We start from the raw sequence: 20932 nt of genomic DNA, 5'->3' as shown, positions 1-20932 counted from the left end.
TGGCATGGCTGCCATGCCGTGGAGGCGTTGAACCGACCGGTTGTCCAATGATAGAGAGTTGCTCCGTGTTCCGAATGCGTTGTCGAATGTCGGCCTGACCAGACACGCTTTCCCTTCCCCGTTTATTCGTCCGGGACCAGAATTTCGAACATCCGAGAGCATCATGTATCCTTCCATCATTGTGATCCCTCTTATGAGGGCGACCGGACAATGACGTTTCCTTCTTCCGAACCCTCTGCTGGCGACGCCGCCGTCGTCTTCGACGGCGTTTCCAAGCGGTTTGCCGCGTCCGGCAAGAGCGGTGCCTTCACCGCCCTCAACAATGTCAGCCTTGCCGTGGGGCGTGGCTCGATCACCGGCATCATCGGCCGTTCCGGCGCCGGCAAGTCGACGCTGATCCGGCTGGTGAATGGCCTCGAGAAGCCGTCGAGCGGCAAGGTACTCGTCGATGGGGTCGATGTCGGCGGGCTTGACGAGGCGGGCTTGCGCAACCTCCGGCGTTCCGTCGGCATGATCTTCCAGCATTTCAACCTGCTCTCCTCGCGCACTGTCTTTGGCAACGTCGCGCTGCCGCTGGAGATTGCGGGCATGGATCGCCGCGCCATCGAAGCGCGCGTGCGGCCGCTTCTCGATCTCGTCGGCCTAGCCGACAAACACGCCCGCTATCCGGCCGAACTCTCGGGCGGCCAGAAGCAGCGCATCGGCATTGCCCGCGCGCTGGCGACGGAGCCGAAGCTGCTGCTTTCGGACGAGGCGACATCGGCGCTCGACCCGGAAACGACCCAGTCCATCCTCGAGCTCTTGAAGCGGATCAATGCCGAACTCGGGCTGACCGTGCTGCTCATCACCCATGAGATGGAAGTGGTGAAGGCGGTGACGTCGGATGTGGCCGTCATCGATAAGGGTGAAATCGTCGAACGCGGCCACACCTTCGACGTCTTCACCCATCCGAAGCACGAGACGACGCGTGCGTTGCTCTCGGGCCTGCCTGGGTCGAAGCTGCCGGATGCCGTTGCGCGTGGCCTGAAGCCGGCGGCGAGTGCCGGCGATCGTGCCGTGGTGCGCCTCACCTTCTTCGGCGCGACGGCGGAACGGCCGCTGATTTCGCAGCTCATCAAGTCGGTCGGCGCCGAGGTGAACATCATCGCCGGAACGATCGACGAGATTGGCGGCAAACCCTATGGCTCGCTCGTCGTTGCCTATGCTGCGGACGCGGAAACATCGGGCAGGGCGGAGCGGTTTTTTACCGAGAACGGACTGGTCACGGAGGTACTCGGCTATGTCGCCTGATCTTCTGCTGCTCATAGGCAAGGCCACGCTCGACACGCTGCGCATGGTGGCGATCGCCGGCCTGGTCGGCTCCCTGATCGGCTTGCCGATCGGAATTTTCCTCGCGACCAGCGGCAAGGGCGAACTGTTTCCGGCGCCCAACATCAACCGCATCGTCGGGCTGATCGTCAACGCCACGCGCTCGACGCCGTTCATCATCCTGGTCGTCGCGATCATTCCGTTCACGCGGCTTGTCACCGGTACCTCGATCGGCACGAAAGCGGCGATCGTCCCCCTGACGATCGCGACCATTCCTTTCTTCGCGCGGTTGGTCGAGGCAGCCATCCGCGACATCGACAAGGGGCTGATCGAGGCCGCCCGCGCCATGGGCGCGACGCCGACGCAGATCGTCTTCAAGGTGCTTCTGGCCGAGGCCCGTCCGGCGCTGACGCTGGCGCTCACCATGACCATCGTCAGCCTCATCGGCTATTCGGCGATGGTCGGCGCCGTTGGCGGCGGCGGTCTCGGCGATCTCGGCATCCGTTACGGTTACCAGCGCTTCATGCCGGATGTGATGCTGATCGTCGTCGTCGTGCTCATCGTGCTGGTGCAGGTCGTCCAGAGCGCCGGCGATGGCCTGGCCCGCCGGTTCGACAAGCGCAGCCGCAAGAACTGATCCTCCCAGGACTCCAAACAGCAAAAAAGGAGACATTCATGAAAAAGCTTATTCTAGCGGCCGCCTTCGCCGCCCTTGCCGCCGGCACCGCGCTCGCAGAGACCATCAAGGTCGGCGTAACACCGGGCGAGCATGCCCAGATCATGGAGAAGGTGAAGGAAGTCGCCGCTCCCAAGGGGCTCGACATCGAGATCCTCGAATTCTCCGACTATGTGGTTCCGAACCAGGCGCTCGCCGATGGTGAACTCAATGCCAATTCCTTCCAGCACCAGCCCTATCTCGATAACCAGATCGCCGATCGCGGCTACGATATCGTCAGCGTGGGCTTGACCATCACCACGCCGATGGGCGTCTATTCGAACAAGGTGAAGAGCCTCGATGAGTTGCAGGACGGCGCGACGATCGCGATCCCGAACGATCCGACCAACGGCGGCCGCGCGCTCCTGGTCCTCGCCTCGAAGGGCCTCATCAAGGTCAATCCGGATGCCGGGCTGAAGGCCACCCCGGCGGACGTGACGGAAAATCCGAAGAACATCCAGTTCGCCGAACTCGATGCGGCCCAGCTTCCGCGCTCGCTCGCTGATGTCGACGCGGCCGTGATCAACACCAACTACGCGCTCGAAGCCGACCTTCATCCCAAGGAGGACGCCATCGCCATCGAAAGCGAGAAGTCTCCTTACGCCAACGTCATTGCGGTGCGTGCCGCGGACAAGGATGCGCCCTGGGTGAAGATGCTCGTCGAGTCCTATCACGACGAGAGCGTCAAGGCCTTCATCGTCGACACCTTCAAGGGAGCACTCATCCCCAGCTGGTAAGCCTGTCCGTTGAACGCAGATGGGAACCGCGCGCCGCAACCTCGGCGTGCGGTTTTTCTTTGACCGCGAGAGCCGCTTCGCTATCCTCCGCTCGGTTTGGGAGGACGTGATATGAGTGCTATGAAGGGCGGATGTTTGTGCGGCGCGGTGCGCTATGAGGCAAGGAAAGCGCCTATTTATTCCGGTTTCTGCCATTGTCGTGATTGCCAGAGGGTCACGGGTACCGGTCATTCCTGCTACATGATCTTCTCGCGTGCCGACGTCGAGGTCGCCGGCGAGCTCTGCGCTTACGAGAAGCTCGCCGAAAACGGCAACGTGACGATCCGCTATTTCTGCCCCACCTGCGGCAGCCAGATCTTCTCGTCCGGTGCCGACCGTTGGACGGTCTATGCCGGCACGCTCGACGATATGTCACTGTTTGAGCCCAGCAATGCTGTCTTCACCCGCAGTCGCCCGCATTGGGATCGACTGGCTGTTGGCCTGGAGGAGTATGAGACGCTGCCGGGGTGATTTAAGCGGTCGCCACGAGTCTCCTTCGCCCCGCTTGCGGGGAGAAGATCGCGGCAGCGGGATGAGGGGCAGATAACGGCGATACTCAGCTTCCGAGGTGTCGCTCGCCGCGCTTCTTTGCCAGTGCGATCTGCTTCTGCCGTTCGCGATAGCGCTCGCGGTCCCCGTCGGTGCGGATCTCATGACAATGAATGCAGGCGACGCCTTCCTCGTGCAGAGGAGACAACAGGTCTTCCGGGGTCACGGGTTGGCGGCAGGCATGGCAGAGCGTGTGCTCGCCTTCTGCGAGGCCGTGGGTAACGGAAACGCGCTCGTCGAAGACGAAGCAGGCACCGTCCCAGAGGCTCTGCTCTTCAGGGATCTGCTCGAGATATTTAAGGATGCCGCCTTTCAGGTGATAGACCTCTTCGAAGCCCTGCTCCTTCATGAAGGCCGTCGCCTTCTCGCAACGGATACCGCCGGTACAATACATCGCAATCTTCGGCTTGTTGTGCAGGCCGGTATTGTTTCGTACCCAGTCGGGGAATTCGCGGAAAGTCTTGGTTTTCGGATCGACGGCGCCGCGGAAGAGGCCGATTGCCGTTTCGTAGTCGTTGCGCGTGTCGATCACAAGGGTGTCCGGATCGGAGATCAGCGCGTTCCAATCCTTCGGGTCGACATAGGTGCCCACCACCTTGTTGGGGTCGATGTTTTCGACCCCCATGGTGACGATCTCCTTCTTGAGCCGCACCTTCATGCGCAGGAACGGCATCGCAGACGCGCGGCTTTCCTTGTATTCGAGACGGGTGAATTCCGGTTGCTGGCGCAGATAGGCGAGCACTGCGGCAATGCCCTCGTCGGGGCCGGCAATCGTGCCGTTGATGCCCTCATGCGCGACGAGCAGCGTGCCCTTCACGCCATTGGCGTCGCAGACGGCCTGCAACGGTTCGCGGAAATCGGCAAAGCGCGGGAAGGAAACGAAATGGTAAAGCGCTGCCACCAGAAACTGGCCTTGTGTCTCCGGGCGCGGGGTCATGGAAATGTCGGTCATGGGCTCGCAAATACAGCTTTCGAGCGCCGAGCGCAATCGATCAGGCCGTGCCCGATTGTCCCGTTGGCGTCACGCCGGACGAGGGGCGGGTCGCGGGCCTCTTCGCCGGTCCTACCGGCCGGCTTCAAGCCACAGCAGTGCGACGGTCCGGCTTTCGCTCTTCGGCTTATCGTGAAAGACAGCCGCGGCCCGTTGCCGCGCCTCCTTCCTCAGCGCCTCTTCCCGCGTAGCGACCGCGGACATCAGATGCGCCCGGTTCTGGCTGCTGCCGGCAACTCCCGGCTCGTCGTTGACGAGCGATGTCAGAGTGGCGAGGTCATTCAGATGGCCGAGCACATCGACGAGCGCCTTGGCTTCCGCCCTCTTTGCCTCCATTGCCGACGGCCAGGCCTGCCGCATCAGCGCCAGTTGCAAACGGTAATCCTGGGCTCGCTTGCGCAATTCGTGGAAGAGCGCGGCGTCGCTATCCGCTTCGCAGGCCGCTCTCGCGCGCGCGGCGCGCTTCAGCGTACGCCGCCAGCCCTTTTTCAGCCGGGCGGTGGACTTTCGTTTGCCGTTGTCGAAGGAAACCTGTGCGAGTGCGTCAAGCGCCTGCTCGCAGTCGACAATCGTCGCGGCGATCTTCCCCTCTATATCTGTCTCGCTCTCGGCAACCCGGTCGCGGCGCTCCGCCAGAATGGTGTAGATCTGGTCAAGCGCCGTCCCCTGTTCGTCGCTCTGCGTTTGCCCGCGCAGGTAGTTGATGTTCTCCACGAGTGCCGCCGCGTCGCGGACGGTCGAAAGATTTCGCCCCATGGCGCGGATACGCGCGTTTTCCTGCTTCTGGAAGAGAGGCGCATCGGAAGCAACCAGCCGGTAGAGCGAACGCAGGCGCTTGAAGTTCTTGCGCGCGTCGTGAATTGCTTCATGAACGCCTTGCGGTCGCTGTTCCAGCGCCGCCACCGCCCGCTCGATCTGTTCGGCCCCGACGGCCCGAAAGTCCTCGGTGAAAGGCCGGTCAGGACTAAACGCATAACTCATGACTGCGCTTCCAGTAGCCCCTCCGTGGCAAGCGCCTGGTTGGAATAGCGGCGGTCCCCGGTAATCTCGCGACCCAGCCATTGCGGCAGGGCCGGCAAATCCGTTTCCCGCTTCATCTCGACCTCGGCGACGACAAGCCCGGAGAGCGCCCCTTCGTAGACGTCGACTTCCCAGGTAAAGCCCTTGTGCGGCACGCGGTAACGTCGCTTCTCGATGACGATGCCAACCGCCTGGGTCAGCAGCTCGCGGGCGTCGTCCATGGGCAGATCGTATTCGTATTCGTTGCGGACCAGCGCCGACTTGCCGATCTTGATGGTCAGGCGCGCCCATTTGTTGCCATGGATTCGTACGCGCACGGAGCGGTCGTCCATGGTGACGATGTAGGCCTGCTGGAGTTTTATGCCCTTGTCCGCATGTTCTTGCCAACCGCTGGAAGCGACCAGGAACTTGCGTTCTATCTCCTTCGCCATGGATTTCCCGCCATATCGAGAGGTGGATCGCGGATAAGTTATCGCTTTATCGCCAACGCTCAAGCGATCTCTCTGCTATCGATGGTATTTTATTTTCCGCTGCTATAAGGCGAGGTTGTGTTCACGACCTTCGGTCTCGACAAGGGCGGCTGGGGGGAGTATGCGGAGCGCAGTATTCAATCGTTTTAAAAGGTGACCGGCATGAGCGCGAAAACCGACAAGCTTCTCTCCATTCTCAAGCTGCAACCGGTGGTCCCGGTGCTGGTCATCGACGATGCCGCGACTGCCGTGCCGCTGGCGCGCGCACTTGTCGCGGGTGGACTGAAGGCGATCGAGATCACGCTGCGCACGCAGGCGGCGCTGGATGCGATCCGTGCGGTCGCCGCCGAGGTTGAGGGCGCCGTCGCCGGCGCCGGCACGATTCTCAATGCCGCGCAGTTCGAGCAGGCCGTGGAGGCAGGATCGCAGTTCATCGTCAGCCCCGGCACGACCCAGGAGCTGATCGATGTTGCCAACGATCACGAAGTGCCGCTGCTGCCTGGGGCCGCGACGGCGAGCGAGGTCATGGGGCTGCGCGAGGAAGGCTATCAGGTTATGAAGTTCTTCCCGGCCGAGCAGGCAGGAGGGGCCGCCTATCTGAAGTCGCTTTCATCGCCGCTCGCCGGCACTCAGTTCTGCCCGACCGGCGGCATCTCGCTTGGCAACGCACGCGACTATCTCTCGCTGCCGAACGTCGTCTGCGTCGGCGGTTCGTGGGTGGCGCCGAAGGAACTGGTGGCGAAAGGCGACTGGGCGGGCATCACCAAGCTTGCCGCAGAAGCCTACGCCCTAAAGGGGTGATTTTGCGGGTCACCTGCAGCGCCGCGCGTCTTACCAGACGCGCAAAGGACGCTGCAGCACTTTAAATTGCTGCATGTTTGTATCCTTAATCGGGTACGATTTAAGGAAACATGCAGTAGGCGTGCAACGGCCGGGCGTTTGCCCGGCTTTTTCATCTTCAACGTCAATTTGTATTTTCCTCGCAACGTTCCTATGTCTCAATCCGCCGACAACGACGCGGGGGCGGGAGAGCGCTTTTTTGCTTTGTCGTCGCGCGGTAACCGAAGAGGAGCGAAGCCATGTTCGACGCGAAGAAGTTGCTGGACCAGTTCTTGGGGTCGCAGGTGCCGGGCGCCGGCGGCACGGTCCGCGATCGCGCGGATCAAGTGACCAAGCTCGCCAAGGATAATCCGCTTGCCACCGGCGCGATCGCTGCTGTCCTCCTCGGCACGAAATCCGGTCGTCAGCTCGCGGGCAATGCGGCCGTGCTCGGCGGTCTCGCGGCGATCGCCGGGCTCGGCTATCAAGCCTACAAGAACTATCAGGCCGGCAAGACGCCGGCTCCCGAACCGGCTGCGCAGTCGACACCGGAGCTCCTGCCGCCGCCGGCGGATTCCGGCTTCACGGCACCGGGAGCCGTGAGCAACGATTTTGCCCTGATCCTGGTGCGTGCCATGATCGCCGCTTCGCGTGCCGACGGCCATATCGACGAGACCGAGCGCGGCCACATCATCGACAAGCTGTCGGTTTCCGGTCTCTCGGCCGACGCGGCGGCGTTCCTCGAGGCGGAACTCGCCAATCCAGTCGATCTCGATGCTATCGTCGCTGCCGCGACGACGGAGGAGCAGCGCGTGGAGATCTACACTGCGTCGCGCCTCGCGATCGAGCCCGAGAGCCGGGCGGAACGCGGCTATCTCGATCTGCTCGCCGGCCGTCTCGGGCTTCCCGATGCGCTCGTCGACCACATCGAGGCGACCGTTTCGGGAGCCAAGGTCCCCGCCTGACCTCGCGCGAGTGTATGGTGCGGGGACACGCGCCGTAGATGCAGGAGAAGCGGTGCGCGGCCGCTTCATGATTTCATCACCAGTTTGAATTTGTAACCGGTCCGCATCTGACCTATTTGCGGATATAGCAATGGATTCGGAGTGGTTGATGCGCGATCTCGCCAACTGGAAGGGATGTCCGGCCCCGCGGCCAGTCTTCATCGAGGGCCGATATGTTCGGCTGGAACCGTATGACCGTGCACAGCACCTCAAGGCGCTCTGGGGCGACGCCTTCGGCGGCTTGGCCATCAACCCACTGTTGAGATATTTCACGCAGGACGACTTTTCCGGCATTGATGCATTTGACGCGTGGCTGACGGCGGCGCAGGAGAAATCCGGCTGGGTAACCGAAGTGTTCCGCGACAAATCGACCGGCAAGGTCGTCGGCATGGCGAACTACATGCGCGCGGATCCGGCCAATGGCGTCGTGGAAGTCGGCGCCGTTGCACACGGCCCCCTGATGGCGCGCTCGACGTTGTCGACGGAGGCACAATACCTGATGGCTCGGCATGTTTTCGAGGATCTGGGCTATCGCCGCTACGAATGGAAATGCCACAGCGAAAACCAACCGAGCCGCACCACGGCAGCGCGTCTAGGCTTCACGTTCGAAGGCATTTTCCGCCAGCATATGATTTCGAAGCACGCCAACCGCGATACAGCCTGGTTCTCGATCATTGACAGCGAATGGCCGCCCATCAAGGCTGCATTCGAAGCTTGGCTGTCGCCCGAGAACTTCCACGGGGATGGCCGTCAGAAGCGGTGCCTCAAGGATATTCGCGCCGACATGAAGGCAAGGAGCGAACTTGAATCCGCCTGAGAAAAAAGAAAGATCGCCGGCGATTGCCGCCGCCATCATCCTGCTGGTGGTCGCCGTCGGCTTCCTCGCCTTGCCGTCGATCATGCTTCGGCTGGGCGATATTTCGCCGTGGCTCGCCGCTGCCTTCGGCGCTCTCTTCGTCCTCGGCTTTTTCCTGATTTTCTGGCTGCGCGCCCGCCATCAGCGGCGGCGCGGGCAGTAATACCTGGTCTCGGAATCTAGCAAATCCTGGGCTTGCTCTATCCCTGCAGTGCGGCGCCCAGCAGCACAAGTCCAAGCACCAGCACCATCGCGGCGCCGGCTATCTCGATGCCGTTGGAAATGCGTGCAGCAGCCGAACCGCTCGAGGCGTAGCGGAGCGCGAACCCCTTGGCCGTCACGGCCAAGGTGGCGAGAATGGAAACCGTGATCGCCGTGCCGATCGACATGGCGAAGACCGAGAGAACGCCACCAAGATAGAGCCCGTTCAAAAGCGCGAAGGAGAGAACGATCAAGGCGCCGGAGCAGGGGCGCAGGCCGACGGCGACGACCGCGGACCAGGCTTCGCTCAGCGCAAAACGATCTCCCTTCAGCATGGCCGGGTCCGGCGCGTGCGCATGTCCGCAGGTCGCGCAGACCTCACCCGGAGCGTGGGCATGATGATGGTGGTGGTGGTCATCATGGTCATGGTGATCGTGGCGGTGATGGCCGCGCTCCGTGTGCGCGCCGATGGCCAAGGCGGGAGTGGCGCGCGCCATCGAGCGCAGCTTACGAAAGACCAGCCAGCCTCCGAAGGCCGCAATCAGCGCGTAGCTTCCGACCTCAAGCGAGTGGGTGGCCTCGGTCATGCTGATCGACGAGCCGCGCAACAGGAGATAGACGGCGCCGATGAGGAGGATCGCCACCACGCCCTGCAGGATCGAGGAGAGAAAGGAGAGAACGACGCCGCGGCGAAGTTCCGTCTCGTTGGCGATCATGTAGGAGGAGATGACCGCCTTGCCATGGCCCGGGCCGGCGGCGTGAAAGACGCCATAGGCGAAGGAGAGGCCGATCAACGACCAGAGCTGCCAGGGGTTTTCGCGCATGCCCTTGAGCGTGCCGGTCAGCATCCGGTAGAAGCCCTGCTGCTCCATGTTCACCCAGGCAAAGAAGCCGCCTAGGAAACCCGTCGTCTGGACCGACGGTTCGGCGGTGCCGATGCCGAGCGGCGACTGGGCCGCGGCTGCCGTCGCCGAAAGAAGCGCCAGCAAAAGCGCGGCGGCCAGCGGTCGGCCAATCCTGCGTGCATTCAGCATGTAACCTCGATCCTGGTTGCAAAGAGCTTCGACATGTCGGTGCCGGTCGGGTCGTTCCAGAAGGCGTCGGTCAGCGTGTCCTTGTTTTCCGCGAGCACCTCGTCGGGATCGGGCCTCACTACCTTGTGCTCGCAGGCCTCGATCTTCTCGCCGACGACCGCGAGATCGTCGTCGGTCGGAAAGTCCATCGCCGTGTACATGGTCGGGTCGTAGACGCCGAAGGAGAGCTTGCCCTTGAGCGGCATCGCTTCCGCCGGCTTCACCGCGAAGATCATCAGGAGCTGGTTGTCCTTGTAGTCGACATTGATGCTGTCGGGCTTCGTCACCTTTACCGATTTGCCGTTGTCGAAAATCGTCGTGTAGTAATTATATTCCGAAAGGGACTCGAGCACCGTCTGGCCGACCTCCTTGAGCTCGTCCGGGTCGAGGGTCGCGTTCGAGTTCTTGTCGAAGTCGAGCACGACGCTTGCGGAGAACAACTCGTCGAAGCGCCAGACATTGCGCAGTTCGGCGATCCCACCCTCGTCGTCGGAAACGATCTCCAACCGCGCTTCGGCGAAAATGTGTGGATGCGCGACAGCCAGGGCGGGCGCGAAAAGCGTGGCAAGGCCGGCTATGGCGAAGCACTTTGTTTTCATGGGAGAGGAAATCCTTTTCGGCCCACTGCAAGTTTCCTTCAATCGTCGCCGATTGAAGGAAAAAAACATGCAGCAATTCAAACCGCTACAGCGTCCTTTGCGCGTCTTATAAGACGCGCGGCGCTGTAAGCCGCGCGAATCGTTTTCGAAATGTACTGCAAATGGGACGGAATTGGGACTTGGCGGCACGGCGCCGTCACCGCGAGCGGAACCAGCCGTGAAGGAAATCGACGAAGGTGCGCACCTTGGCCGGCAGATAGCGCCGATGCGGATAGATCGCGTAGATGCCGCGGTCTTTGGGCAGGAAGTCATCGAACAACGTCACCAGCTCGCCGGACTGGATCTTCGGCCGGGCGATGAAATCCGGCACCGGGGCAATCCCGAGACCAGTCACCGCGGCGCGCGCGGAGGCAAGCGGACTGTTGACTTCGATCGGTCCGCCCACCGGCACCGTGAAGGGTGAACCGTCCGGTTCGACGAAGCGCCAGTTCGAATAGGATCGGCCGTTGGTGTCGAGAATGCAGGAGATTTTCGAAAGCTCGGTCGGATGCTTGAGCGGGCCGATCCTTTCCACGAAGTCCGGCGAGGCGCAGAGCAGCACCTGGAAGTCATCGAGCTTGCGCGCGATCAGCGTCGAATCCTCGAGCCGCGTGATGCGGATCGCGACGTCGAAACCTTCTTCCACCAGATCGATGAAGCGATCGTCCGAGACGATTTCGAGCGACAATTCGGGATGCTGCTTGCCAAAATCGATCAGCGACTGGCCGATATCCGCATCCACGAATGTCCTGGGCACGGTGATCCGCAGCCGGCCACGCAGGTCGGAATTGTTGGCGCGCACGAGATCGGCCAGGTTGTCGATTTCCTTCAGGATCTCCGAGGCCGTGCGATAATAGGTGTGGCCGGCCTCCGTCAGCGAGAATTGCCGCGTCGTCCGATTGAGCAGCAGGGCGCCGAGCTCGTCTTCCAGCTCACGAACATATTTCGACAGAAGTGCCTTGGATTTTCCGACGCGCCGGGCGGCTGCGGAAAAGCCTTCCGCGTCCACGACGTCGATGAAGGCACGGATACGGGTCAAGGTGTCCATGGCTGACTTTCTTTCGCCTCATGTTCGCCGGGCTGATTCGGCCGCAATCGGTCGCCTGTCGAAGGATCATGAATACGCCGCGCCCTCAGTGCTCGACCCGAGGCGCCGCGTCTTAGCGCGGTCGTCTCATGTGGCCGGAGCAAATCCCATTGATTTCAAAGGCTTGGCGCTTTCTCTCCAGCTGGCTCGATTGTTCAGTGAATGTGAACACCGACAATGTCGTCGGCTTCGGAAAAAATTCAACCGCGGAACGCAAAAAACTCTTGATTACGACACTGTTTTTTCTTACCTACCCCTTGCCCAAAGTCGCACGTGCCTGTGGGTGTCCGCCGACCCTCGAATAAGGTGAGGAAATCGGTAAGGTACCTGGAACTAACCCCTCCAGTCGCTATTCCGGCCAACCGGGAAATGCGAGGACATCTTGAAGCAACGACGGTGCGGGCCTTTCTGGTGTCTGCCGGCTTTCCAACAGCCGGGGTTACTGAAGAGGCACACCTTCATTGCCGGAAGTGCGGTTGGGTTATCCCCTCCAATCCATGGCAGACAAAGCCGAGTCTTAGCCTTCGCGGGCTTCGATTCACTGTTTCGCGCATCGAGCGCATGCATGGTTCCGGGGTCTCCACCGGCTGGTTCCAGTGCAAGCGCGCGTATGCCCTTTGTCCTCCACAGTTGTGGAGTCTAATGGATCCGGGGAATATGGCTATGACCACTGCACGCATCATCGACTTCCTGAACACCCGACGACCGGAAGGCCCCTGCCTCGTGGTCGACCTCGACGTCGTGCGCGACAATTTCAAGGCCTTTCGCCACGCGCTGCCTGACAGCTCGATCTATTATGCCGTCAAGGCCAACCCGGCGCCGGAAATCCTGCGCCTTCTCGCCGGTCTCGGCTCCAATTTCGATTGCGCGTCCGTCGCCGAAATCGAAATGGCGCTCGATGCCGGTGCGACCGCCCAACGCATTTCTTATGGCAACACCATCAAAAAGGAGCGCGACATTGCCCGCGCCTATGCGCTGGGCGTGTCCCTTTTCGCTGTCGACAGCCATGAGGAAGTCGAGAAGGTCGCGCGTGCCGCTCCCGGCGCCCGTGTCTTCTGCCGCGTCCTGACCGATGGCGAAGGTGCGGAATGGCCGCTGTCGCGCAAGTTCGGCTGCGTCCCGCAGATGGCTGTCGACGTGCTCGTCTACGCCCATCAGCTCGGCCTCGTCTCCTACGGTGTGTCGTTCCACGTCGGCTCGCAGATGACGAAGCTCGACGCCTGGGATTCGGCGCTCGCCGATGCCAAGCGGGTCTTCGTGCAGCTTGCCAAGCAGGGCATCGAGCTCAAGATGGTCAACATGGGCGGCGGCTTCCCGACGAAGTACCTGAGGGACGTCCCGTCGGCGGAAGCTTACGGCCAGGCGATCTTCGGTGCGCTGAAGAAGCACTTCGGCAACAACATCCCGGAGACGATCATCGAGCCGGGCCGCGGCATGGTCGGCAATGCGGGCGTGATCAAGGCGGAAGTCGTTCTTGTCTCGAAGAAGTCGGACAACGACAACCACCGCTGGGTCTTCCTCGACATCGGCAAGTTCGGCGGCCTCGCCGAAACGATGGACGAGGCAATCCGCTACCCGATCCGCACCGCGCGCGACGGCGATGCGATGGAGCCCTGCGTGCTTGCCGGCCCGACCTGCGACTCGGCCGACGTGCTCTACGAGAAGAACATGTATCCGCTGCCGATCTCGCTGACGATCGGCGACGAGGTGCTGATCGAAGGGACGGGCGCCTACACGACGACCTACTCGGCCGTCGCCTTTAACGGCTTCGAGCCGCTGAAGGCCTATGTGATCTGATCCTGCCCGCTCCCGCGCCAACCGCGGGAGCGGCGATTTCACAATTCTTATCCGGTCCGCCTGAAGCGGTTTTGATGACGGGAGGCCCCGATGGCCGCTGTTGTTGATGCCATGCGCGCGTTCTTCGCGCCGTCCACCTTTGTGATCGACTCCGAAAACCCGGGCGACGTCGTCGCGCGTGAAAACCTGCTCGACCGTGCCATGGGCACGGATCGCCGGCGCAAGTCATCGGAAAAGCTGCGTCGCGGCCGCGTGCCGGCCGACGGGCTTGCCCTTGTCGCGCGCGACGAGGACGGTCATGTGATCGGCACGGTGCGTCTCTGGAACGTCGAGGCTGGTGTCGACCGGGAGGGCCATGGCGTGCCCGCGCTTCTTCTCGGCCCGCTTGCCGTCGATCCGGCGCATGAGGGCAGGGGGATCGGCGGCATGCTGATGCGTGCGGCAATCCAGGCGGCCAAGAACCGCGGCCACGGGGCGATCCTGCTTGTCGGCGACGCTGCCTATTACGAGCGGTTCGGCTTCTTCGCCGAGCGGGCGCAGCATCTCGTCATGCCGGGACCGTTCGAGCGCAACCGCTTCCTGGCGCTCGAGCTGAAGAGCGGCTGGCTCAATGGCGCCGCCGGGATGCTGGTGGCGAGCGGTCGTAAGCTAGCCATGCCTCCGCTCAAGCGCGCCGCTTAATTTCGCCGCCTCCAACCCTGCGGAGGCGGATAACAAACAGCGCTCCTGCCGCGCCGGCGGGAGCGCTGTAGTGTTTTCGAAAGGGCTTGTTCGAGCGGCTCTCACGCGTCGGGCGTGAGCGGCGTCCTCGCGTCGTAACAAGCGAAGGCAAGCCTGTTTCCGTCCGGATCACGTAGGCTGCGTAACAGCCATCGCCATATTGCGGGCGGAAGCCCGGTGTCCCTTCGCTCCAACCGCCCTGGCGATTTCGAACATCCGCTCCATCATGTCCACGCTTTCAACGAGAAAGGCCGTCATCCCGCCGGCCCCAGGAGGTGACCTGTTCGTCGCAATAGCAGCGCTCCTGGCCGATCAGGACCATCCGCGGATCGTAAAATCGCTCGGCCCGCTTCAGATCCGCCGTTCTGGCCATCGTGTAGCCGATCATGCGTTGTCTTCGCTTCCACGTGTCAGTTGGCGGCCCTTCGATAGAGTGCGAGCGATCCTGCCAGCGCCAACAGGGCGCCACCGCACAGCCGATCGAGCCAGATCGCTCCGGAGCGTTTGAGGAAACGGACCGCCTGCGAACCGACCAGGGCGTAGCCGAACATCACCATCAGGTCGATCGATGCGAATACGATGGCCAGGACGGTATATTGCGGCGTCTGCGGCAAGGCCGGCACGACGAATTGCGGCAGGAAGGCGGAGAAAAACAGATAGCCTTTGGGATTGGTGACCGCGACAAGGAAGCTCTTGAGGAAGATCGTGCGTACCGTGGCGGTGCCGGCTGGGCTCTTGCTGTCGGCGGCAATTTCCAGCGTGCCGCGCGAGCGCAGCAGCATGATGCCCAGGAAAGCGAGATAGGCTGCACCCAGCCACTTGACGACCGTGAACCAGAACTCAGACGCTGCCAAGAGCGCGCCGAGGCCGAGAGCCACCGCACCGATCAGTACGAAATCCGACAGTATGGCGCCGATCATGCCCGCCGTCGCCCGTTTCACGCCATGGCGCGAGCCATTGGTAAGCGCGAGAAGCACGGTCGGACCCGGAGTCACGATGCCGATGAAAGCGACGAGCGCGAATGCAAGAATGGTGACTTCGCTCATGATGTCCTCCCTTCGCGACGAAAGTCGTCTCACGGCTTTTGCGTGCGCGCAAGCGTCTGTTCGCCATCTTTGATGAGGTCGTTGCCGTCGTTGTTGCAGGCGACACTCGTTTGACAGCCTTCTCGGCTTCCCCTATGCAGGCGGTGGGCGAGGGCCCCTGCCGTCCGCGAGCTTGATGCTTTGGTGAAGTCCCTCCTTTCGACACGGTCACGCCGAAACGGCATGCGAACCGATGGCAATGCGGGCACCCATCCTGAAAATTGCATGCCGCAACAGGAGACCCTGTCATGACGCATGATAAACCGACGCTTCCCTCGCTTGACGCGCTGAAGGACCAGGCACGGCGCCTGCGCTCCCGGCTCGCGTCCGAGGGCGAGCAGATCAGCCACTCCAAATCGCTCGAACTCGTCGCCGCCCAATACGGCTACCGCGACTGGAACACGCTTCACGCCGCCGTCGGCAACCGGCCTCGCTTCAATCCCTGGATGCTGGGGTCACGGGTGAAAGGCCACTATCTCGGCCAGGCCTTCAATGCGGAAATCCTCTCGGCTCACGCGATAAGTGCTGAGCCGGGACGCTATCGTCTGACGTTCAAGTTCGATGAACCGGTCGATGTCGTCACGTTCGAAAGTTTTTCGGCCTTTCGCCAGAGGGTAACGGCGACGATAGACGAGACCGGACGGACGGTCGAAAAGACCTCGAACGGGCGGCCGCATCTGGAGCTTGAGTGGTGAAGCAGCTTGCGATTGGCCGCTCATCCGGCTGCCGCCACCGTCTTCCCGCAGGCGGGAGAAGGGACTCGTGGCGCCGCCTTCGCCACCCACAGCGCCGCAGGTCCAATCGGACGCGTAAAGGTCGGTGCAGCACTTTGAATTGCTGCATGGACGAATCGCGCAGCACATCCTCTCGCCCCACTTGCCGGGAGAGGCTTGGGTGAGGAGCCTTCCGCCCACACTGCGGAAGACAGGCTACCCGGCGAGATCCACGACACCGCAATCGCCGGCCGCCGAACCGAAGGCGAGCTGGCGGCCGCTCTTGCTCCAGGCCATGGCGGTGATCGCACCCTTGCCGGGCCGGCGCAGCAGCACTTCCTTGCTGTCGGCGAAGCGGGCGGCGAGGATCATGCCGTCGTCGTAGCCGATGGCGACGATGTCTTCGGCCGGATGGCAGGCGACCGCGGTTACCATGATGTTGCCGCGCGTGCCGAGCTCGAGCGGAGCCTTGCCCATCGGTCCGTCCTTGCCCTGGAATGGCCAGACGATCGCCGCCGGCGCGCCGGAAGACGCGAGCCACTTGCCCTTGGCGGACCAGGACAGCGACTTCACCTTGGCCGGATAGCCGGTCATGCGCATGTGGCGCGCTTCGGCGCCCGCCTTGGCATCGAGCTTCCATCCGTGCAGCGCGTTTTCCTGCATGGAGGTGACGACGAAACGGCCGTCCGGGGAAAAGGTGATGCCGGTATGAGCGCCCTTCCATTCGAGATCGGCCGGCTGGCCGGCGATCGCCACCCAGTGCATGGACACGCCGTTGTAGCGGGCAACGGCGATGCGCAGACCCTTCGGGGCAAAGGCTATGCCCTCGACGGTTCGCTCTTCGGGAAAATCCTTTGTCGTGCCGTCCGCCAGGCGAACATGGGTCGTCTTGCCATAGGCGTAGGCGACCGCGCCCTGAGGGCCGGCCGCGACCTGCGATATCCATTTGCGCGGCGCTTCCGCGACGAGGCTCATGGTGCCGTCGGCGGAGATGCGCATCACCTTGCCGTCCTCGCCGCCGGTCAGCAGGCTGTCGCTCGCTTCGTCATGGTCGAGCGAGAGCAGGCCATCATTGGCTTCAACGGTCTTCAGACCATGGTCGAGGTGATGGATGGTGCCGGAGGCTTCGGCGAAGAAGGGGGTGTCCTTGAGGAAGGCCACGCCGACGACGTGACCTTCGAGATCGAGCGGAGCGACTGTCGGCATCAGTTAGCCAGGCTCTCTTGTTTCAGCATGATCTTACCGGCGATCATGCCTGGACCTCACAGGCCCTGAAGGTGCGCTCGAGCTTCTCGCGGTCGAGATCGCGGCCGATGAAGACGAGCCGGGTCTCGCGCTTCTCGCCGTCCTTCCAGGCGCGCTGGTGGTCGCCCTCGATGATCATGTGCACGCCCTGGACCACGTAACGCTCGGCATCGCCGGCAAAAGCGATGATGCCCTTCAACCGCAGGATGTTCGGACCATCGGTCTGGGTGATCTTCTGGATCCACGGGAAGAAGCGGTCGGGGTTCATCTCGCCGCCGCGCAGCGAGATCGACTGCACCGTCACGTCATGAATGGGCGACGGCCCATGGTCGTGGTGATGATGGTGGTGATCGTGGCCATGGCCATGATCATGATCATGATCATGATGGTCGTGATGATGGTGATCGTGGTCGCAATCGGGTCCGCAGACGTGATCGTCGTGCTCATCCTGATCGAGGAAGTGCGGATCGTTTTCGAGTGCCTTTTCGAGATTGAAGGCACCCTGGTCGAGCACCTTGGTCAGGTCGATCTCGGAGCGCTGCGTGCGGTAGATGCGAGCGGACGGATTGATGACGCGTACCGTTGCCTCGATCCGCTCCAGCTCTTCCGGCGTCACCAGGTCGGTCTTGTTCAAGAGCACGACATCGGCGAAGGCGATCTGGTCCTCGGCTTCGCGGCTGTCCTTGAGACGCAGCGGCAGGTGTTTGGCATCGACCAGGGCCACGACGGCATCGAGCTCGGTCTTGGCGCGCACGTCGTCGTCCATGAAGAAGGTCTGGGCGACCGGCACTGGATCGGCGAGGCCGGTGGTCTCGACGATGATCGCATCGAAGCGACCGGGACGGCGCATCAGCCCCTCGACGACACGGATCAGGTCGCCGCGCACGGTGCAGCAGACGCAGCCGTTGTTCATCTCGTAGATTTCCTCGTCGGACTCGACGATCAGGTCGTTGTCGATGCCGATTTCGCCGAACTCGTTGACGATCACCGCGTATTTGCGACCGTGATTTTCGCTGAGGATACGGTTGAGGAGGGTCGTCTTGCCGGCGCCGAGATAACCCGTGAGCACGGTGACGGGGATCGGCTTCTGCGTGGATGTTTCGGTCATGGGAGCCTCGAGGATTGGCGATGCGCCGCGGGCATCTATGTCGCGTCCTCATATAGGAGATGAAGCGACGATGCGCAAATGGCGGCAGTCGAATTCACTGCCGGAACTGGTCCATCATTCGCCGATCAGGAAAGTTCGTCGATGTCGAAGGCCTTCACGTCCTCGAGCAGTTCGATGATGCCTTTCACCGTGTGTGCAAGGAGCACTTCGCCACGCGCGGCAGTCGCGGCGCCGGCATCGCCGGCGACACCCTGCCGGTTGAGGTCCGACATTTTCCAGCCGAACGCGTGCGGGCCGTAGGCGCGCAAATGCGTGAACCGGGCGATGAAGTCGCTCTGGCGGGAAGAAAACCGGGTGGCCCGCGTCATATCCACCTTGTCGGGGTGGAGTGCCAGCATCACCGACGTCTCGATGTCGCCGCCATGGATGTCGAGCGCCTTGTCCTCGGTGCTGATCCAGCCCTCCGGCTGCCCGAAACGCGTCCAGCTCGTCGCGACCGCGAGCATACCGAAGCGCACCCGCGCCTCCGTCGCGACGATCGTCATCAGCGGCGAGTTGCCGCCATGGGCGTTCAGCATGACGAATTTGCGGATGCCGAGGCGATGGAGATTTTCGGCGATCCCGAGCCAACGACCGATCGCTTCGTCAAAGGTGAGCGTGCGCGTGCCGGACACGTCCATATGCTCGATCGAATAGCCGACGGGCTCGACCGGTAGGAACGTTACCGGAAGGTCCGCCGGCCGCGCGGCCGTGACACGCCGAACGATGCCCTCTGCGATCAGCCGATCGGTTTCGAAGGGAAGATGCGGCCCATGCTGCTCATGCGCGCCGAGCGGCAGCACCGCGATCCACTGCCGCCGCTCGGAAGGCGCGAGATCGGAGGGGTTGTCGTTCCAGTTGGGCTCGGGCATCAACATTTCTCTTCGGTTCTCCATCCCGAGTGTCGTAAAATTGTTATTTGAGTCATACAGTTCGTAATCACAAGCCGTATTGCTATAACAGAGTGTACGGGATTCGGCGGGAGGTCCAATGGGCAAGAAGAGCAAGGCCGAAAAGAAGGGCAAGAACGGCAAGAAGAGGGACGAGCTTGCTGTCGAGCCGCACGATCTTGCTTCGGTTCTTGTGCAGGCGGCGCGCTCGATGCGCACCGTACTTTCCCGCAATCTGGTGGAGAGCGGCCTCTATGCGGGGCAGGACGGCGTCATGCTCGCGCTGGCCGAGACCGATGGCCTGACGGCAGGTGCGCTAGCAGCAAAACTTGGCGTCAAGGCACCGACTATGACGCGCACGATCGGCCGCATGGAAGCGCAGGGCTTCCTCGAACGCCGGCCGGATGAGGAAGATGCGAGACTGACGAAGGTCTATCTGACCATGCCCGGGCGCGAACGGCTTCAGACCATTGCGGAGGCTGGTCAGCATTCCGAACAGCTCGCCACACGGGGCTTGACCGACAAGCAGGTGCGTACGCTTCTGAAATTGCTCAAGGCGGTCGACAGCAATCTGCAGGCGGCAAGGGCGCCCGATTGATCCCACGCGGCCACTGCATGTTGCCTTTAACCGTAGCCGATCAAAGGACAAAAACATGTAGCAATTCAAAGTGCTACAGCGTCCTTTGCGCGTCTCATAAGACGCGCGGCGCTGCGGGGCGACACTTCCTGATTGCGGCGATGATTTAAACAGTTTAAAGAAGATTTAAAACGGGCTGACGAGATCGGTGAAATCAGGGGGAACATAGTGGCGCAAAAGGTCAAGCTTTCGACAATCGCGGAAACACTCGGCCTTTCGACGGCGACAGTATCCCTGGCATTGCGTGACAGCCCACTGGTGGCGACCGTCACACGCGATAAGATCAAGGAGCAGGCACGCGCGCTCGGCTATATCTACAATCGCCGCGCCGCGAGCTTGAGGACATCGCGATCCGGCATCATTGGCGTCGTCGTGCACGACATCATGAACCCGTTCTACGGGGAAATCCTCAAGGCGATCGAGGCGGAACTCGATCGCGACAAGCAGACCTTCATCCTCTCCAATCACTACGATTCCGTCGAGAAGCAGCGCGACTTCATCGAGACGCTGCTGCAGCTTGGCGGCGACGGCGTGATCATGTCGCCGGCGATCGGCACCCCGCCGGAGGACATACAGCTTGCCGAGGACAACGGCATGCCGGCAATTCTGATTGCCCGGTCGATCGAGGGACTCGACGTGCCGATTTTCCGCGGCGACGATGCCTATGGCATTTCGCTTGCGACCAATCACCTTATCGGCCTTGGCCACCGCTGCATCGCAATGGTCGGCGGCACCGACCAGACCTCGACCGGCCGCGACCGCTACCAGGGTTATGTGAATGCGCTGCGCAAGGCGAATATCGACGTCGATCCGGACTTGCGCATTCCCGGGCCGCGCTCCAAGCAGGGCGGTTTCGAGGCGGCCGTACATCTCTTGTCGCTGCCGCAAAAGCCGACGGCAGTCGTCTGCTGGAACGACCTGGTGGCAATCGGCATGATGAACGGCATCGCCCGCGCCGGGCTCGTGCCGGGCGTCGACATCTCGGTCACCGGCTATGACGACCTCGAGGAAGCCTCGATCGCGACCCCGGCGCTGACGACCGTCTGGAACGGGCAGGCCGACGTCGGCCGCAGCGCGGCGCGAGCGCTTCTCGACAAGCTTTCCGGCAGCCACGAGCCGGACGGAATCCATCTGATAAAGCCGGAGATGCGCATACGCCAGTCGACCGGCCCTCTCCGCGTGACCGCCTGA

The 20932-nt window shown here is 62.3% G+C and carries 24 protein-coding genes; 13 read left to right on the top strand and 11 right to left on the bottom strand.

Annotated features, from left to right (window positions below; translation table 11 throughout):
- The first annotated feature begins 210 nt into the window (after positions 1 to 210).
- The 4 genes from FKV68_RS17955 (at position 211) to FKV68_RS17940 (ending at position 3270) form a co-directional block, all read left to right on the top strand.
- Positions 211 to 1290 (top strand): methionine ABC transporter ATP-binding protein, encoded by a 1080-nt coding sequence (locus FKV68_RS17955; protein ID WP_180939135.1) that lies wholly within the window; start codon positions 211 to 213, stop codon positions 1288 to 1290.
- A complete protein-coding gene (locus FKV68_RS17950) occupies positions 1280 to 1945 on the top strand; it encodes a methionine ABC transporter permease (RefSeq protein ID WP_180939134.1) in 666 nt (221 codons plus the stop codon). Before FKV68_RS17955 ends, FKV68_RS17950 begins: the two co-directional genes overlap by 11 nt.
- Positions 1946 to 1983: 38 nt before the next feature.
- A complete protein-coding gene (locus FKV68_RS17945) occupies positions 1984 to 2760 on the top strand; it encodes a MetQ/NlpA family ABC transporter substrate-binding protein (RefSeq protein ID WP_180939133.1) in 777 nt (258 codons plus the stop codon).
- A gap of 111 nt (positions 2761 to 2871) precedes the next feature.
- Positions 2872 to 3270: a GFA family protein gene (locus tag FKV68_RS17940; protein WP_245181635.1), complete on the top strand. Its 399-nt coding sequence runs from the start codon at positions 2872 to 2874 to the stop codon at positions 3268 to 3270.
- Positions 3271 to 3355: 85 nt separating this feature from the next.
- Here the strand turns inward: FKV68_RS17940 and trhO are convergent, their stop codons facing one another.
- From trhO to FKV68_RS17925, 3 genes are all read right to left on the bottom strand, one after another.
- Positions 3356 to 4300 (bottom strand): oxygen-dependent tRNA uridine(34) hydroxylase TrhO, encoded by a 945-nt coding sequence (trhO, locus tag FKV68_RS17935; RefSeq protein WP_180939132.1) that lies wholly within the window; start codon positions 4298 to 4300, stop codon positions 3356 to 3358.
- A 111-nt stretch (positions 4301 to 4411) separates the two neighbouring features.
- The gene (locus tag FKV68_RS17930) at positions 4412 to 5320 is read right to left on the bottom strand and encodes a CHAD domain-containing protein (protein WP_180939131.1); all 909 of its coding nucleotides are present in this window, start codon (positions 5318 to 5320) and stop codon (positions 4412 to 4414) included.
- On the bottom strand, positions 5317 to 5790 hold the full coding sequence (locus tag FKV68_RS17925) for a CYTH domain-containing protein (RefSeq protein WP_180939130.1): 474 nt from the start codon (positions 5788 to 5790) through the stop codon (positions 5317 to 5319). Before FKV68_RS17925 ends, FKV68_RS17930 begins: the two co-directional genes overlap by 4 nt.
- Positions 5791 to 5991: 201 nt before the next feature.
- Here FKV68_RS17925 and FKV68_RS17920 point away from each other — a divergent pair, with 201 nt between their 5' ends.
- The 4 genes from FKV68_RS17920 (at position 5992) to FKV68_RS17905 (ending at position 8671) form a co-directional block, all read left to right on the top strand.
- Entirely contained in the window at positions 5992 to 6630 is a 639-nt protein-coding gene (locus tag FKV68_RS17920) for a 2-dehydro-3-deoxy-phosphogluconate aldolase (RefSeq protein ID WP_180939129.1), read from the top strand.
- Positions 6631 to 6908: 278 nt separating this feature from the next.
- On the top strand, positions 6909 to 7613 hold the full coding sequence (locus FKV68_RS17915) for a tellurite resistance TerB family protein (protein ID WP_180939128.1): 705 nt from the start codon (positions 6909 to 6911) through the stop codon (positions 7611 to 7613).
- 148 nt (positions 7614 to 7761) lie between these two features.
- Positions 7762 to 8469 (top strand): GNAT family N-acetyltransferase, encoded by a 708-nt coding sequence (locus FKV68_RS17910; RefSeq protein ID WP_180941554.1) that lies wholly within the window; start codon positions 7762 to 7764, stop codon positions 8467 to 8469.
- Complete coding sequence (locus FKV68_RS17905; protein ID WP_180939127.1) at positions 8456 to 8671, top strand: hypothetical protein; 216 nt, start codon at positions 8456 to 8458, stop codon at positions 8669 to 8671. Before FKV68_RS17910 ends, FKV68_RS17905 begins: the two co-directional genes overlap by 14 nt.
- A gap of 37 nt (positions 8672 to 8708) precedes the next feature.
- Here the strand turns inward: FKV68_RS17905 and FKV68_RS17900 are convergent, their stop codons facing one another.
- The 3 genes from FKV68_RS17900 to FKV68_RS17890 all read right to left on the bottom strand — a co-directional run bounded on the left by FKV68_RS17900 (position 8709) and on the right by FKV68_RS17890 (position 11468).
- On the bottom strand, positions 8709 to 9743 hold the full coding sequence (locus FKV68_RS17900; protein WP_180939126.1) for a nickel/cobalt transporter: 1035 nt from the start codon (positions 9741 to 9743) through the stop codon (positions 8709 to 8711).
- Positions 9737 to 10381, bottom strand: a complete 645-nt coding sequence (locus FKV68_RS17895; protein ID WP_180939125.1) for a DUF1007 family protein — start codon at positions 10379 to 10381, stop codon at positions 9737 to 9739. Before FKV68_RS17895 ends, FKV68_RS17900 begins: the two co-directional genes overlap by 7 nt.
- Before the next feature lie 196 nt (positions 10382 to 10577).
- On the bottom strand, positions 10578 to 11468 hold the full coding sequence (locus tag FKV68_RS17890) for a LysR family transcriptional regulator (RefSeq protein WP_180939124.1): 891 nt from the start codon (positions 11466 to 11468) through the stop codon (positions 10578 to 10580).
- Positions 11469 to 12164: 696 nt separating this feature from the next.
- On the opposite strand from FKV68_RS17890, the gene odc2 reads away from it, so the two are divergent.
- Positions 12165 to 13304 carry an ornithine/lysine decarboxylase gene (gene odc2 / locus FKV68_RS17885; protein WP_245181632.1) on the top strand — a complete coding sequence of 380 codons (1140 nt, stop codon included), beginning with the start codon at positions 12165 to 12167 and terminating at the stop codon, positions 13302 to 13304.
- Positions 13305 to 13394: 90 nt separating this feature from the next.
- Positions 13395 to 13985, top strand: coding sequence for a GNAT family N-acetyltransferase (locus FKV68_RS17880; RefSeq protein WP_180939122.1), 591 nt, complete (start codon positions 13395 to 13397; stop codon positions 13983 to 13985).
- Between the two features lie 277 nt (positions 13986 to 14262).
- On the opposite strand, the gene FKV68_RS32945 is transcribed toward FKV68_RS17880, so the two are convergent.
- Both FKV68_RS32945 and FKV68_RS17870 read right to left on the bottom strand, forming a co-directional pair.
- Positions 14263 to 14412 carry a VOC family protein gene (locus FKV68_RS32945; RefSeq protein ID WP_209647312.1) on the bottom strand — a complete coding sequence of 50 codons (150 nt, stop codon included), beginning with the start codon at positions 14410 to 14412 and terminating at the stop codon, positions 14263 to 14265.
- A gap of 22 nt (positions 14413 to 14434) precedes the next feature.
- Positions 14435 to 15070 (bottom strand): LysE family translocator, encoded by a 636-nt coding sequence (locus FKV68_RS17870; RefSeq protein ID WP_180939121.1) that lies wholly within the window; start codon positions 15068 to 15070, stop codon positions 14435 to 14437.
- Positions 15071 to 15357: 287 nt separating this feature from the next.
- On the opposite strand from FKV68_RS17870, the gene FKV68_RS17865 reads away from it, so the two are divergent.
- Positions 15358 to 15804, top strand: coding sequence for a glyoxalase superfamily protein (locus FKV68_RS17865; RefSeq protein WP_180939120.1), 447 nt, complete (start codon positions 15358 to 15360; stop codon positions 15802 to 15804).
- Between the two features lie 234 nt (positions 15805 to 16038).
- Here the strand turns inward: FKV68_RS17865 and FKV68_RS17860 are convergent, their stop codons facing one another.
- From FKV68_RS17860 to FKV68_RS17850, 3 genes are all read right to left on the bottom strand, one after another.
- Complete coding sequence (locus FKV68_RS17860; RefSeq protein ID WP_180939119.1) at positions 16039 to 17028, bottom strand: WD40 repeat domain-containing protein; 990 nt, start codon at positions 17026 to 17028, stop codon at positions 16039 to 16041.
- A 43-nt stretch (positions 17029 to 17071) separates the two neighbouring features.
- Positions 17072 to 18175: a CobW family GTP-binding protein gene (locus FKV68_RS17855; RefSeq protein WP_180939118.1), complete on the bottom strand. Its 1104-nt coding sequence runs from the start codon at positions 18173 to 18175 to the stop codon at positions 17072 to 17074.
- A 125-nt stretch (positions 18176 to 18300) separates the two neighbouring features.
- The gene (locus FKV68_RS17850; RefSeq protein ID WP_180939117.1) at positions 18301 to 19092 is read right to left on the bottom strand and encodes a creatininase family protein; all 792 of its coding nucleotides are present in this window, start codon (positions 19090 to 19092) and stop codon (positions 18301 to 18303) included.
- A gap of 112 nt (positions 19093 to 19204) precedes the next feature.
- Between FKV68_RS17850 and FKV68_RS17845 the strand changes: the two genes are divergently transcribed.
- Positions 19205 to 19702, top strand: coding sequence for a MarR family winged helix-turn-helix transcriptional regulator (locus FKV68_RS17845; RefSeq protein WP_180939116.1), 498 nt, complete (start codon positions 19205 to 19207; stop codon positions 19700 to 19702).
- Positions 19703 to 19909: 207 nt separating this feature from the next.
- The gene (locus tag FKV68_RS17840; protein ID WP_173509066.1) at positions 19910 to 20932 is read left to right on the top strand and encodes a LacI family DNA-binding transcriptional regulator; all 1023 of its coding nucleotides are present in this window, start codon (positions 19910 to 19912) and stop codon (positions 20930 to 20932) included.

The organism is Sinorhizobium mexicanum, from assembly GCF_013488225.1.
In the GTDB taxonomy this organism is placed as follows: domain Bacteria; phylum Pseudomonadota; class Alphaproteobacteria; order Rhizobiales; family Rhizobiaceae; genus Sinorhizobium; species Sinorhizobium mexicanum.
The sequence above is the reverse complement of the archived record's forward strand: the minus strand, read 5'-3'. Positions and strand labels throughout refer to the sequence as shown.

Coding starts and splice junctions, on each gene's coding strand:
- FKV68_RS17955 (WP_180939135.1), top strand. CDS start 211: ATGACGTTTCCTTCTTCCGAACCCTCTGCTGGCGACGCCGCCGTCGTC.
- FKV68_RS17950 (WP_180939134.1), top strand. CDS start 1,280: ATGTCGCCTGATCTTCTGCTGCTCATAGGCAAGGCCACGCTCGACACG.
- FKV68_RS17945 (WP_180939133.1), top strand. CDS start 1,984: ATGAAAAAGCTTATTCTAGCGGCCGCCTTCGCCGCCCTTGCCGCCGGC.
- FKV68_RS17940 (WP_245181635.1), top strand. CDS start 2,872: ATGAGTGCTATGAAGGGCGGATGTTTGTGCGGCGCGGTGCGCTATGAG.
- trhO (WP_180939132.1), bottom strand. CDS start 4,300: ATGACCGACATTTCCATGACCCCGCGCCCGGAGACACAAGGCCAGTTT.
- FKV68_RS17930 (WP_180939131.1), bottom strand. CDS start 5,320: ATGAGTTATGCGTTTAGTCCTGACCGGCCTTTCACCGAGGACTTTCGG.
- FKV68_RS17925 (WP_180939130.1), bottom strand. CDS start 5,790: ATGGCGAAGGAGATAGAACGCAAGTTCCTGGTCGCTTCCAGCGGTTGG.
- FKV68_RS17920 (WP_180939129.1), top strand. CDS start 5,992: ATGAGCGCGAAAACCGACAAGCTTCTCTCCATTCTCAAGCTGCAACCG.
- FKV68_RS17915 (WP_180939128.1), top strand. CDS start 6,909: ATGTTCGACGCGAAGAAGTTGCTGGACCAGTTCTTGGGGTCGCAGGTG.
- FKV68_RS17910 (WP_180941554.1), top strand. CDS start 7,762: ATGCGCGATCTCGCCAACTGGAAGGGATGTCCGGCCCCGCGGCCAGTC.
- FKV68_RS17900 (WP_180939126.1), bottom strand. CDS start 9,743: ATGCTGAATGCACGCAGGATTGGCCGACCGCTGGCCGCCGCGCTTTTG.
- FKV68_RS17895 (WP_180939125.1), bottom strand. CDS start 10,381: ATGAAAACAAAGTGCTTCGCCATAGCCGGCCTTGCCACGCTTTTCGCG.
- FKV68_RS17890 (WP_180939124.1), bottom strand. CDS start 11,468: ATGGACACCTTGACCCGTATCCGTGCCTTCATCGACGTCGTGGACGCG.
- odc2 (WP_245181632.1), top strand. CDS start 12,165: ATGGCTATGACCACTGCACGCATCATCGACTTCCTGAACACCCGACGA.
- FKV68_RS17880 (WP_180939122.1), top strand. CDS start 13,395: ATGGCCGCTGTTGTTGATGCCATGCGCGCGTTCTTCGCGCCGTCCACC.
- FKV68_RS32945 (WP_209647312.1), bottom strand. CDS start 14,412: ATGATCGGCTACACGATGGCCAGAACGGCGGATCTGAAGCGGGCCGAG.
- FKV68_RS17870 (WP_180939121.1), bottom strand. CDS start 15,070: ATGAGCGAAGTCACCATTCTTGCATTCGCGCTCGTCGCTTTCATCGGC.
- FKV68_RS17865 (WP_180939120.1), top strand. CDS start 15,358: ATGACGCATGATAAACCGACGCTTCCCTCGCTTGACGCGCTGAAGGAC.
- FKV68_RS17860 (WP_180939119.1), bottom strand. CDS start 17,028: ATGCCGACAGTCGCTCCGCTCGATCTCGAAGGTCACGTCGTCGGCGTG.
- FKV68_RS17855 (WP_180939118.1), bottom strand. CDS start 18,175: ATGACCGAAACATCCACGCAGAAGCCGATCCCCGTCACCGTGCTCACG.
- FKV68_RS17850 (WP_180939117.1), bottom strand. CDS start 19,092: ATGTTGATGCCCGAGCCCAACTGGAACGACAACCCCTCCGATCTCGCG.
- FKV68_RS17845 (WP_180939116.1), top strand. CDS start 19,205: ATGGGCAAGAAGAGCAAGGCCGAAAAGAAGGGCAAGAACGGCAAGAAG.